The organism is Krasilnikovia sp. M28-CT-15 (assembly GCF_047159595.1).
Taxonomy (GTDB): domain Bacteria; phylum Actinomycetota; class Actinomycetes; order Mycobacteriales; family Micromonosporaceae; genus Actinoplanes.
Genome location: NZ_BAAGAK010000001.1, coordinates 3106897 through 3119126, shown reverse-complemented (window position 1 = coordinate 3119126; position 12230 = coordinate 3106897). Strand labels below are relative to the sequence as shown.

Annotated in this window: 9 protein-coding genes; 6 read left to right on the top strand and 3 right to left on the bottom strand. The window is 70.2% G+C overall.

Annotated elements, in window-relative coordinates:
• Positions 1 to 98: 98 nt before the first annotated feature.
• The 3 genes from ACMCNO_RS14540 to ACMCNO_RS14530 all read left to right on the top strand — a co-directional run bounded on the left by ACMCNO_RS14540 (position 99) and on the right by ACMCNO_RS14530 (position 3346).
• Positions 99 to 662: a YbaK/EbsC family protein gene (locus tag ACMCNO_RS14540; protein ID WP_412749954.1), complete on the top strand. Its 564-nt coding sequence runs from the start codon at positions 99 to 101 to the stop codon at positions 660 to 662.
• A 92-nt stretch (positions 663 to 754) separates the two neighbouring features.
• Positions 755 to 1993 carry an LCP family protein gene (locus ACMCNO_RS14535; RefSeq protein WP_412749953.1) on the top strand — a complete coding sequence of 413 codons (1239 nt, stop codon included), beginning with the start codon at positions 755 to 757 and terminating at the stop codon, positions 1991 to 1993.
• A 153-nt stretch (positions 1994 to 2146) separates the two neighbouring features.
• A complete protein-coding gene (locus ACMCNO_RS14530; RefSeq protein WP_412749952.1) occupies positions 2147 to 3346 on the top strand; it encodes an HD domain-containing phosphohydrolase in 1200 nt (399 codons plus the stop codon).
• On the opposite strand, the gene ACMCNO_RS14525 is transcribed toward ACMCNO_RS14530, so the two are convergent.
• The 3 genes from ACMCNO_RS14525 to ACMCNO_RS14515 form a co-directional block, all read right to left on the bottom strand.
• A complete protein-coding gene (locus ACMCNO_RS14525) occupies positions 3306 to 4490 on the bottom strand; it encodes an HDOD domain-containing protein (protein ID WP_412749951.1) in 1185 nt (394 codons plus the stop codon). The genes ACMCNO_RS14530 and ACMCNO_RS14525 overlap by 41 nt on opposite strands.
• Positions 4487 to 6667: an ATP-binding protein gene (locus ACMCNO_RS14520; RefSeq protein ID WP_412749950.1), complete on the bottom strand. Its 2181-nt coding sequence runs from the start codon at positions 6665 to 6667 to the stop codon at positions 4487 to 4489. The genes ACMCNO_RS14525 and ACMCNO_RS14520 overlap by 4 nt, the downstream gene beginning before the upstream one ends.
• A 163-nt stretch (positions 6668 to 6830) precedes the next feature.
• Positions 6831 to 7379, bottom strand: coding sequence for a GNAT family N-acetyltransferase (locus ACMCNO_RS14515; protein WP_412749949.1), 549 nt, complete (start codon positions 7377 to 7379; stop codon positions 6831 to 6833).
• A 316-nt stretch (positions 7380 to 7695) separates the two neighbouring features.
• On the opposite strand from ACMCNO_RS14515, the gene ACMCNO_RS14510 reads away from it, so the two are divergent.
• From ACMCNO_RS14510 to ACMCNO_RS14500, 3 genes are all read left to right on the top strand, one after another.
• Entirely contained in the window at positions 7696 to 9660 is a 1965-nt protein-coding gene (locus tag ACMCNO_RS14510; protein WP_412749948.1) for a PEP/pyruvate-binding domain-containing protein, read from the top strand.
• Between the two features lie 61 nt (positions 9661 to 9721).
• The gene (locus ACMCNO_RS14505) at positions 9722 to 10996 is read left to right on the top strand and encodes an MFS transporter (RefSeq protein WP_412749947.1); all 1275 of its coding nucleotides are present in this window, start codon (positions 9722 to 9724) and stop codon (positions 10994 to 10996) included.
• 2 nt (positions 10997 to 10998) lie between these two features.
• Complete coding sequence (locus tag ACMCNO_RS14500; protein ID WP_412749946.1) at positions 10999 to 12228, top strand: ATP-grasp domain-containing protein; 1230 nt, start codon at positions 10999 to 11001, stop codon at positions 12226 to 12228.
• The last annotated feature ends 2 nt before the right edge of the window (positions 12229 to 12230 follow it).

The window sequence follows — 12230 nt, the reverse complement described above, 5'->3', positions numbered from 1 at the left end:
GTTGTCGGGGCTCGCCCCCACATACACACGCTAAGGCGGTGCGGAACCAGGCGAGCGGAATCTTCTCGGCGCGGACCGCTCGGCTACAGTCTGCGTGTATGAGTGATCGCCTCCGCGTACCCTTTGGGAACTTTGAAGCTGTTCACTCCGCACTGGATGTCGTCGACAGCATCGCCCCGGTGGTTGCCGCCGCGATCAAGAGCTGGGACGTGCCGGGCGCGGCCGAGTCAGTGCTCTATGTGGACACGGCGGCAGACAAGGCCGACACGGCAGACTTCTGCGAATCGTACGGCGTGCCACTGGAGTCCTCGGCGAACTGCGTGGTGGTCGCCGCGAAGGGCGGTCCGGGCGTCGCCCTTGCCGCATGTCTCGCCTTGGCACACACACGCGTCGACGTCAACAAGACCGTTCGCAGGCACCTGGGCGCCCGCAAGGCGTCGTTCGCGCCGATGGACGTGGCGGTCGCCGGGACCGGAATGGAGTACGGGGGAATCACGCCCATCGGGCTGCCCATGACCTGGCGGTTGCTGATCGACGAGGCGGTGACCCAAGCCCCGTACGTATTGGTCGGCAGCGGTCTGCGCCGCGGAAAGCTGATCCTGCCGGGCAGCGTCCTCGCGCAACTCCCCCGCGCGGAGGTACTCCACGGGATGGCGGCCTGATCCTCGCGATCGTCGGCACGCCTCGCCGTCGCTGACGTCGGGGCCGCGATCGGTCGCGGGTCTCACGCTGTGCTGTCACATCGTGGCGGGATGTGCCGTACGCCCCTGATTCTCCCAGGTCACCGTGGCGGGCGCGTTCTAGGATCCTGGGCACTGTGAGAAGAGAAGCCGTGCACCGCATTTCACGCACCAAGCGTCGAGCCGCCCCGACGTGGGCGCGCTGCCTGGTCGCGGTCGGCGCGGTGCTGATGATGCTCAGCGGCGGCACGCTGGTGACGGTTCGGGTGTTGCTGAATTCGGCGACGCACGCGATCCCGCAGCGGAGTCTGCTGGGTGGCGCGCAGGATGGCGCGCAGCGGCAGCATGCGCAGATCACCGGCGCGAAGAACATTCTTCTCGTGGGTCTGGACACCCGGCCGGGTTGGGCTGGTTCGGGACAATTGAGCCGCTCCGACTCGATTCTGTTGTTGCACATCCCGGCCGACCGGTCCGGCGGCTACCTGATCTCCTTGCCCCGCGACAGTTACGTGCACATCCCGGCGTACGACAACGGCGCGCAGCGGTATCCGGGCGGGGAGAACAAAATCAACTCGGCGTTCGCCTTCGGTAGCCGAGGGTTGACCGGGAGCCAGGCCGAGTCGCACGGCTTCGAGCTGCTGGCCTTGACGGTGAAGAATCTGACCGGGATCACCCCGGACGCCGGGGCGATCATCGACTTCTCCGGGTTCACCGAGGTCATGAAGGTGCTCGGGAAGGTGTGCATGTACGTCGACGAGAACGTGACGTCCATCCATGTCGGGCACACCGCGGACGGTAGGCAGGCGGTGCCGTACAAGACCGACGGCGCGGGGCTGCATCCCCGGAAGGTGCCCGGGGTCACGGCGAACTTCTACGCGAAGGGTAACCACTGCTTCACCCCGACGGAGGCGCTCGACTACGCCCGCCAGCGGGACCTGCTGGCCAAGGGTGACTCGGACTACGGCCGGCAGCGCCACCAGCAACAACTCCTCAAGGCGATCATGAAGCAGGCCGTGCACGCCGGAATGACCTCGCCGACGAAGCTGCCCGGGCTCCTGTCCGCGATCGGAAAGGCGATGACCGTCGACAGCGGCGGCATCCCGGTGGAGGACTGGGCATTCGCCATGAAAGGCATTAACCCGGACAAGCTGGTTACGCTGAAGACCAACGGCGGCAAGTTCAACAGCCGCCGCGTCGCCGGGATCGGCAGCGTCGAGGTCCTGGACAGCACCAGCATGGCCCTGCTGGCGGCCGCCAGGCAGAACACCATCGCGAGCTTCGTCGCCACCAATCCGACCTTGGTCGCCGGCTGACGCCGCTCGCCCCGGCCGGCACGGCGGGGCCGGCACCGCAGGGAGGGTGCCCTCGGCTGAATGAGACCCGGGTGCCGCGGTGGCGTCGCGGATCGTGCGCAACCGACGCCCGTTATTGGGTATATTCGGGTGATCCACACCCCGGGGGGCGAGATGACGAGTGCTGTCGAGAAGCCCCGGATTCTGCTGGTCGACGACGAGCCCAACCTCCTCGACGGGCTTCGGCGGCAGCTACGGCGCGATTTCACGGTCGAGACCGCGGTCGGCGCCGCGAACGGGCTGTTCGCCCTCAAGCCGGAGCAGCCGTTCGAGGTGATCGTCTCCGACTTCCTGATGCCCGGCATCAACGGCGCCGAGTTCCTGGCCGCAGCCGCCAAGGCCGCACCGGCCAGCACCCGGGTGCTGCTCACCGGACACACCAGCCTCGCCGACGCCGCCGCGGCCGTGAACCAGGGGCAGGTCTACCGCATGCTCCTCAAGCCGGTCGACACCGAGAACATGATCGCCGCCCTGCACGAGTGCGTGGCGCAGCACCGACTGGTCATCGCGGAGAAGGAGCTGCTGGAGAGCACCTTGCGGGGCAGCGTCAAGGCGTTGACCGATGTCCTCTCCCTCGCCAGCCCGGCCGCGTTCGGCCGCGCGACCCGGATGCGCCGGGTGGCGGTCACGATCCTCGACCAGATGGAGGTGGAGGACCGCTGGGCGGTCGAGATGGCCGTCGAGATGTCACAGCTGGGCGTCGTGTCGCTGCCCCCGGCCGTGGCGGACAAGCTCAATACCGGAGCCGAGCTGGACCGCGCGGAGCAGAGCATGGTGGATCAACTGCCCGCGGTTGCCGAGAAACTGATCTCCCCGATTCCCCGGATGACGTCGGTGGTCGACGCGATCCGCACCTGCCGTAAGGGATTCGACGGCTCCGGGCTGCCCCGCGACGGCGTGGTGGGCGCCCGCATCCCTTTCGGCGGCCGGCTGCTGCGGCTGCTGCTGGACCACGACGCGTTGCTGACCCAGGGCCAGTCACCGGCCGATGCCCTTGCCGAGCTGCAGAGCAACGCCAAGTACTACGATCCCGCCATGCTGGCGGCCCTGACGGGCACCGCCGCACCGGCATCCACCGCCACCCGCGAGGTCACGCTGGCGGAACTGAGGCCCGGCATGGTGCTGGCCGCGGCGGTGGTCACCCGCTCGGCCGACACGGTGCTGGTGGACGCCGACCAGGAGATCACGGTCGGCCTCATCGCGCGCCTGGAGAACCTGGCCGCGCTGGAACACGGTGTGCGGGAACCGCTGACGGTTCGGGACGCGGCCGCGGTCAGCCCTGGGTCCGCGAGCGCTCCCGCCGCCACCGGCTGACGGCCGCGCGCGCCCTGTCGTCGAGCTGCTCCTCGTCGAGGGCCGCGGCGCCGAGCAGGCCGCAGACCGGTCCCAGGTCCGCCTCAACCACCAGGTGCGCCAGCACGACGGCGGTGCGCGGATCGAGGGCGGCCACTGGTTGTTCGGGGGCCGCATGACCGAGCACCGCGTCCACCACCGGGTCCGGCAGGCCCCAGTAGCGCAACAGGTCGGCACCGCTGTCGGTGTGACACACGCCGAGGATCGCCGACTCGGCCGTGCACAGCGAGCTCTCCTCCACCCGTTCTCCGGTGGCGGAATCCCGCCACACCTCCAGCGTCCTGGCGAACTCCCGCGGCCGCGACGACGCGAGAACCAACTGGCCCACCTCGTGCAGCAGGCCGGCGGTAGCCGCGGGGTTCTCCCAGTCGGTACCCGCCGCCAGCATCCGGCACAGCCGGGACGTCTCCACCGAGTGCATGGTGAGTCCGTCCATCCAGGCGACGGGCAACTCGCCGGAGACATCGAAGGTACGGATCAGGTCGTGCATCATGACCAGGCCGCGCACCGTGTGCACGCCGAGCATCGCCACCGCCTGGCCGACGTTGCTGACCCGGCGACCGACCGTGTAGCCGGACGAATTCACCAGTTGCAGGACCTTGGCGGTAATGGCGGGGTCGCCCTCGATGACGTCGCCGATGGACTGCGCCGACGCGTCGTCGGACTGCAGGGCGTCGATCAACTCGATGAGCACCGCAGGCGGGCTGGGCAGTGCCTGGATGCCGGCCCGGTCACCGCCGCCGATGAGCCGCTCGATCGCGCCGACCAGCTGGTCCGGCGTGCTCGGCTTGGTGAGGAACTCGTGGGCCAGCGCCATGATCCTGGGCAGATTGGCCTCGTCGGTCTGGCCCGAGAGGATCACCCGGGCCGTTCGCGGATACTGGTCCCGGACCCGTTCCAGCAACTGCGCGCCGTCCATGCCCGGCATCCGGTGATCGGAGACGATCACGTCACACGGGCGTTCCCGCAGGGCCGCCAGCGCTTCCTCACCGCCCTCGGCGAAGGACATGTCCCAGCGGTCGCGGTGCACGCGCAGCATGCGCCGCAGACCGGCGAGTATGCGGGGCTCGTCGTCGACGAAGAGGATGCTCGGCCGCCCGGTCACACCGTCGCCTCCACCTCGTGCTCGTGCTGGCTGGGATCGTCGTTGCCCGCAACGGGCAACCGGACCGTGAAGACCGTTCCCTGCCCCACCTCGCTGGTGAAGTCGATCGTCCCGCCGTGCCGGTCGGTCACCAGCGTGCGCACCAGGGCCAGTCCCTGCCCGGTCCCCACGCCCACCTCCTTGGTGGTGAAGAACTGGTCGAAGATCTTGTCGGCGATCTCCGGCGGCACCCCCGTGCCGGTGTCGGCGACCTCGATGACGGCGTACCCGCCGTCGACGAGGGTGCGCACCCGGATCGTGCCCCGGCCGCGCTGCGCCGCGGTGATCGCATGGGCCGCGTTGACCACGAGGTTCAGCACGACCTGATTGATGTCGCCCAGATGGCAGTACACGAGCGGGAGATCCCCGTAGTCGACCTCGACGTCGGCGACGTACTTGATCTCGTTGGCCGCGACGACGAGGGTGTTGCGGATCGCCTCGTTCAGGTCCGACCTGGCCTTCTCCTCCATGCCGGGATGGCCGAACGCCTTCATCGCCCGCACGATGTTGGCCACCCGGTCGACGCCGTCGAGCGTCTGCGTGATGGCGGCCGGCACCTCCTCCATCAGGAACTCGACATCGATATCGGTGGCCACGTCCGCGGCCTTGCGCACCGCGGCCGCCGCCCCGGCGGGATCCGGCACCACGGCGGCCAGGTCGCGATAGACGGCGCACAGCCGGTCCAGGTCCGCGAACGCGGTCTGGAGGAAACGTACGTTGTCCCCGACGAACTGGATCGGGGTGTTGATCTCGTGCGCGATACCGGCGGCGAGCCGCCCGACCGACTCGAGCTTCTGCGCGTGCCGCAGTTCCAGCTCCAGCCGGTGCTGCTCGGACACGTCCCGCGCGGTGAAGACGAGGCTGCGCGACCCGTCGTGCTCGATCACGTACCGCACCTGCGCCTCCACGTCCGCCCATCCGACGTCGTTGGGGCCGTGGATGCGGCACGGCACGACGGTCGTGGCCGCCGTCGGCTCGACGTCGCGCAGGGCGGCCACGTCGTCGCCGTGCACGAGCGACCAGAGGTTGCGATGGATCAGGTCGCCGGGGGCGCAGCCGAGAAGTGCGGCCGCCGCCGGATTGACGAAGCGGATGGATCCGGCCTCACGTGCGAGGATCAGCGCATCCGGCGAGTTGTCGACGACGATGCCGAGCCGCGACCGGGTCAGCAGCTGGTCGAGGGTGAGAGCCGCCCAGTCCGCCAGGGTCGTCAGTACCTGTCTCAGATCACCCTCCGGGCTCCGGTCGAGCACGAGCACGAGCGCGCCGAAGACACTTCCGTGTGCGGTCAGCGGTGCGATCACCAGAACCGGACGCCGGGGCAGCCGCAGCGCCTCGCACGCCGCGGCGGCGGCCTCGCCGGTGACCTCGGCATATCCGCCCAGCCGTAGCGCCTCCCGGGCCTGTGCGGGCAGCCCGGCCCGCTCGGCGACCCGGCCGGGCGCCTCGGCATCCACCCGGCCCGCCGCGGCGGCGACACGCAGCGACGGCCCCAGCATCGTGAGGATGAGCGCGGATCCCACCGCACGGTCGATGCCGAGTGCAGCCTGCAGCGTCACGTCCATCGCCTCGGCCCGCGTCGTCGCGGCGGCGAGGCCGGCGCCGCCCGACGCCACGATTCGCGTGCGGTGCGCAACACCGTCTCGGGTCCGGCAGATGGCCGCCAGCAGGTGGTTCACCGCGACCAGGAACAGCAGGGTGAACAGCAAGGGCAGGGCGTAACCCCACGGCACATCCAGGATCAGTACGCCGAAGCCCATGATCGTGCAGAGCACGGCCGCGGCGAGTGCCTTCTCGGGCAGGCGCCCGTAGAGCGAACGGAAGCCGACCCAGGCGAGAGACAGACCGATGAGGACGCCGTGGCCGCTCGCCCAGGCGGCCAGGAAGAGGCAGGCGCCCTCACCGAGCCAGCTCCACGCGGGAAAACGTTCCCGCCGATAGCCCAGATGCAACCAGCCGACAAGCAGCAGACCGGCCGCCGCACCCGTCAGCGCCAGCGGTGCAGGTACCGCGAGCAGGTGCCAGAGGCCGAGCAGCGGCCAGGCGAGAACGATGCCGAGGTAGAGCGTGCGCACCTGCCCGAGCATCGTGTCGGTGCCGCGAAGCCAGCGCTGTACCGGCAGCGTCGCAGTTGCCATCGCCACCCTCCGGGCACTGAGCGCCCAGGGCTTACCGGCCCATGGTGTACCTCGCCATCGTCGCAGACATTCGCCGGTGTCGCGGCAGGAAAGCGCTGCCACGCGGGCACTCGCGCACCCGGGCACGGCACCGGCGGTCGTGGTCCGGGCGACAAACCTCGCACTAGATCTCGGGAAGGGAGGGATCGGGCGTCCATGGGGAGGGGGCGGTGATGGCCCACCGCTCGTGGTCGCGCCAGGCCCCGTCGATGTAGAGGAAGTCCCGCGACAGACCTTCGTAACGGAACCCCAGGCGCTGGACCAATGCTGAGGACGGCTTGTTCCCCGGCTGGATGTTCGCTTCCAATCGGTGAAGCCGCAGGTCGGTGAACGCGTGATGCAGGACTGCGGCGAGCCCTTCGGTCAGGTAACCGCGCCCCGCGGACGGGGCGAACGCCGCATAGCCGAGGGACGCACCCTGGTAGCGACCGCGGATGATCGAGTTGATGTTGACCATGCCGGCGGCGGCGCCGGTCTCCGGAACGCGGATCATGAAGCCCAGGCTGGTGCCGTCGCTGAACCGGCGCATCCAGCCCTCGAACTCCTGCGCGGTCGCGGGTAGCTGCATCCACGGCCCGTGGAGCGCGGTGCTGGCCCTCACCAGCGAGCAGAACTCATCCTGGTCGGCGAGGGTGAGCGGGCTCAGTTCGACACGCGTGGACACAGTAGACATGGATCAATGTTAGGGCAGGTCACCAGTGGTGCCGGGAGCGCTGCGGGTGTGGCGTCCGTCCGTTTGTCCGCCTGCCTGCCTGCCCGCCCGCCCGCCGGGAACGATCGCCCGGTCGGCGATCAGATCCGCGTCGATGCGCCGGGTCACTACCCACAGTGCTCATCGTCACTGCCGAAACAGCCCGACTCGACCTGCAGGCGACCGCACCACACCCCTATGATGGCGATGTTTCGAAGGTAGACCATATAGATCGCCGATGATTCTTCGGCCGTTCGCTCTCGATACGAAGGAAACAATGGGCAGCTTGCACGCGACCATGTTGGACGACAGACCGGCCCTGGTGGGCGAGGTGCTCACGCTGGAGTCGTTCGACCGGCTCGCCGGCACGCTGTCCGGCCACTCCTTCGTCAAGCTGGTGGTCGATCGGCCGACCAGTGAGATCCACTTCATCAACCACGCCGCGCACCAGTTCCACGCCTACTACATCGCGGAGCACGTCCTCGGTATCAGCCGCCAGCAGCTGGAAGCCCAGGTCGACGCGTACAACGCGGCGTTCTACGTGGACCCGGACCGCCGGCTGTACCTGGGTCTGCTGGCCCGGCACCGCAGTCCCGAGCGCGGCGAGTTCCTGAGCCTGGAGACCGTCGAGGTGGACACCATGTCCACCGACATGCTGCGGTACCTGTACCGGTTCGTCCGCGAGCGGGTGGACCCGGCGATCCCGCTGCTGTTCAAACCGGCCACCCACCGCCAGGAGCAGCAACTGTCCGAGATCCCCGAGACGGAGATGCCGCGGATCGCGGCGCACGAGATCTTCTCGGCCGCACCGTACGTGCCGCTGCAGGCCGGCACGGCAGAGGGGCGGCTGCGGGCGTTCGCGGACGAGGCGGCGTACCGCCGCGCCGATCCCCCGCTGCAGTGGTACGACATCGTCGCGATGGAGCGCGTGCCGGACGACATCCCGCGCCTGAGCGGCATCGTCAACGCGGCACACACCACTCCCCTGTCGCACACCAACGTCCTCGCCGCCGGCTGGGGCGTGCCCAACGCCATCCAACTCGCGGCGCTGGAGTCGATCGACGCCGAAGGGCTCGACGGTGCCTGGGTGCGCTACGAGGTGGACCCGGCCGCCGCCGGTATCCGGCTCAGCCGGATCGCCCGCCCACCCGCGGTGGATTCACCCCCGGCCTGGACGGCGAGCCGGGTGAACGTCGAGCCGCCGGAGAGCCGCGCGACCCCGATCGCGGACCTCGCCGACCTGCGCGCCGGCGACGCCTACCGGTACGGGACCAAGGCGGCGAACCTGGGCGAGCTGCAGCACCTGCTCACCCACGGCTCGGACCGGCTGCTCGGGTGGTACCAGGTGCCTCGCGCGCTGCGCCCCCACCTGCTCGAATACGCGCGCCGGCTGCTCGGCGTGGCCGACGACGCCGATCCGTACGATGCCGCCCGGGACCTCTTGGGCGAGATCATCGTGCCGCGAGGTGTCGCGCTGCCGTTCGCGGTGCAGCGCGAGTTCCTGGAGTCGTCGGCCGACGTGCAGCAGGAGATCGGCAAGCTGAAGACCGCGCTGGAGCTGGGTGCCACCGACATCGACGCGCGCTGCGACCGGCTGCGGGAGCTGGTCCGCGCGACCCGGGTGCCCGACGCCATCCGCCGGCGCATCGATTCGGCGCTCGTCACGCACCTCGGTGGCGCCTCCCGGTTCGTGGTCCGCAGCTCCTCCAACGCCGAGGACCTCGCCGGCTTCTCCGCGGCCGGCATCTACGAGTCGGTCACCGACGTCACCACGGTGGACGCCGTGGTCGACGCGGTCCGCGAGGTCTGGGTCTCGCTGCTGTCGGCGCGCAGCGTGCACCTGCGGCACCAGGCCGGGATCAGCCTCGACGACGCGTACATGGGCGTGGTCATCCAGGAACAGGCCGCCGCCACGATGGGCGGCGTGCTGGTCACCACGAACCCGCTGGCGCCCGGCGATTTCCGCAACGTGTTCCTCAACGTCTCGACCAGCTCGGTGCAGGACGTGGTCGCCGGGGTCGGCGCGCCGATGCAGTACCTGTTCAACACGGTGGAAGGTGGCGGGCGCACCGTGTCGCTGGGCGACGCCGACCGCGACCTGGCCGACGCGGACCGCGCTCGGATGGAGCGGCTCGCGGTGATCGGCCGCCTGTTGCAGGCGCACTTCTGCGCGGACTACACGTTCAGCGCTCCGGTCGACATCGAATGGGTCGCCGACGCCGAGCGGATCGCCGTCGTGCAACTGCGCCCGTACGCCTGCTGAACCCTTGCCGAACCGGCGGCCCGCGGTGCGGGTCGCCGGATGCTTCCTGCCCGGAGTCGCCATGTCGTCCACCCTGCTCACCACGCCGCCGCCAGGCCCACCCGGGTCGCGGCCCGGCCTGCCCGCACACGTGCGGCGCGTGGTCCGGTTCACCTACGCGTTCCAGTTCTTCTTCGGGCTGCTCGTCTGGGTGCCGGTGTTCTACACCTACCAGCGCGCCGCCGGCCTCGACGACCGGCAGATCTTCGGCATCCAGAGCATCTACTATGTGGTGTTCTGCCTGTTCGAGATCCCGACCGGGCTGGTCGCGGACCGGCTCGGCTACCGGCGCAGCCTCACCGCGGGCGGTGTGGTGCTGCTGGCCGCCAACCTGCTGCCGATCGCCGCACCGACCTATCCGGGGTTCCTCGCCCACTGGGTGCTGATCGCGCTCGCCCGGTCACTGGTCTCCGGCGCCGCCAGCGCCTACCTCTACGAGTACCTGCAGCGTCATGGCGCGGGCGAGCACTACCAGCGGGCGGAGGGCAACGGCCGGGCGTACAGTCTGGTCGGAAAGATCGTCTGCTGGCCCGCCGCCGGTCTGCTGATGAGCTGGTGGCCGTCCTCGGTGTACTGGCTGACCGCCCTGAACGCGCTGGTGGCCGTCGCCGCGGCGCTGCGCCTGCCCGCGCTCACCGGCGCCGAGCCGACGGCTGGGCCGCGGGCAACGGTCGCCGCGACCGTCCGGATCGCGCTCGGCCAGCTGCGCCGCTCGCCGCGGCTGGCGCTGATCATGGTGCAGGGGGTGGCGGTCTTCACCCTCGCCCGGATCTGCCAGGTCAATCTGTTCCAGCCCATCCTGACCGGCAAACAGACCCCGGTCGCCTGGCACGGTGCCGTGCTGGCCGCCATGACCCTGTTCGAGGTCCTCGGGTCGGCGCGCAGTCACTGGCTCCGCCGCTTCGTGGGCGACCTGAGGGCCGTCTTCGTCCTCACCGTCGCGATGGCCGCCTGCCTCGCGTTGGTCGTGCCGGTCGGCGCGGCATTCACCGTGGTGTGCCTCTGCGGCTTCTCGATGGCGGCCGGGCTGGCCTACCCGGTGCAGCGCAAGCTGCTCAACGAGGCGATCGCCGACTCGCGCTACCGGGCCACCCTGCTGTCCATCGAGTCGATCATCGACCGGGCGGTCTGCGCCGGGGTGGCGCTGCTGCTCGGCGGCTACCTCGCCGCTGATCGGCTCGACACGTTCCTGCTGCTGTCCGCGGGCGCCGCCATCGGCCTGATGGTTCTGCTGGCCCCGTTGTCCGCCCTCGTCCGACGGCGCGCCGCCGCGGACCCTGTCGCCGTGGAAGGCTGATCATGCTTGTCTTCGTCGAGGCCGGTATCGCCGGCACCGGACTCTCCGCCCTCGCCTGGGCCGATCGCGAGGGCATCGACATCGGCCTGGTCAGCGTCGACCCCGGACGGTACGCGGACGGCCCGGACGGCGACCTGCTCGGCCGGCTGGCCGCGCGCGACCGGGTGTACCGCAGTGCCGACACCGACGCCGACCAGCCCGATCCCGACCTGACGGAATGGGTACGCGCCGCCGGAACGCCGAACGGCGTGGTCTGCATCGGCGACCGCCACCTCCCGTACGCCGCGGCGCTGGCCGAGCGGCTCGGCACACCGTTCCACCCGGTGGCCGCCGTCGCCACCCTGCGGGACAAGCGCGCGGCCCGCCAGGTGTACGCCGAGCTGGGCATCCGCTCCCCACGGTGGACCCCGGTCGCCACCGCCGACGACGCGCTGCGACTGTTCGCGCAGGCCGGACCGGTCGTGCTGAAGAACGTCAAGGGCTCCGGCAGCATGGACGTGCTGCTGTGCCGCACCGCCGACGAAGTACGGGAACACTTCGGCACCCTCACCGACCGGCACCGCTACCTGGGTGGCGACCTGATGGCCGAGGAGTTCGTCACGGGACCGCTGTACAGCATGGAAACCGTCGTCAGCGGCGGGACCTGCGTGTGTCTCGGGACCACCGACCGCCAGCTCGGACCGCGGCCACACTTCTGCGAGCTGTCGTACACCTTCCCCGTGCCGCTGCCGGGGGCGGCGTTCGACGAGATGACCGCGGGCGTCCGGGCCATCGCCCGGCACCTCGGCATCACCGCCGGATTCCTGCACTCCGAGTTCATCCTCACCGCGGAGGGGCCGGTGCTGGTGGAGGTCAATGCGCGCATCGGGGGCGGGCTGCTGGCGCTCATGATGAACGACTGCCTCACCGTCTCCTGCTGGGAACTGCTCTGTCGTACCGCCCTCGGCGAGCCGGTCGCCCCGCCGGAACACAACGGGCGGTACGCCAGCGCGATCACCGTGTATCCGCCGGTCGCCGGTATCCTCGCCGCCCAGCCCGACCGCGCCGCGGTGGAGTCGGCCCCGTTCGTCAGCGACGTGATCCTCAACGCCGCCCCCGGGGACCCGGTACGCCCGCCCACCGACTACCGCGGCTCCGTCTGCCAGGTCCGGACGTGCGCCGACACCCCCGGCATGGCATACAACGCCGCGCTCGCCGCAGCCCGCGACATCCCGATCGCCCTCGCGTCGTGACG

Excerpts from the sequence above, each read along its gene's own strand:
- ACMCNO_RS14540 (WP_412749954.1), top strand. The coding sequence starts at position 99 with ATGAGTGATCGCCTCCGCGTACCCTTTGGGAACTTTGAAGCTGTTCAC.
- ACMCNO_RS14530 (WP_412749952.1), top strand. The coding sequence starts at position 2,147 with ATGACGAGTGCTGTCGAGAAGCCCCGGATTCTGCTGGTCGACGACGAG.
- ACMCNO_RS14520 (WP_412749950.1), bottom strand. The coding sequence starts at position 6,667 with ATGGCAACTGCGACGCTGCCGGTACAGCGCTGGCTTCGCGGCACCGAC.
- ACMCNO_RS14515 (WP_412749949.1), bottom strand. The coding sequence starts at position 7,379 with ATGTCTACTGTGTCCACGCGTGTCGAACTGAGCCCGCTCACCCTCGCC.
- ACMCNO_RS14510 (WP_412749948.1), top strand. The coding sequence starts at position 7,696 with ATGTTGGACGACAGACCGGCCCTGGTGGGCGAGGTGCTCACGCTGGAG.
- ACMCNO_RS14505 (WP_412749947.1), top strand. The coding sequence starts at position 9,722 with ATGTCGTCCACCCTGCTCACCACGCCGCCGCCAGGCCCACCCGGGTCG.
- ACMCNO_RS14500 (WP_412749946.1), top strand. The coding sequence starts at position 10,999 with ATGCTTGTCTTCGTCGAGGCCGGTATCGCCGGCACCGGACTCTCCGCC.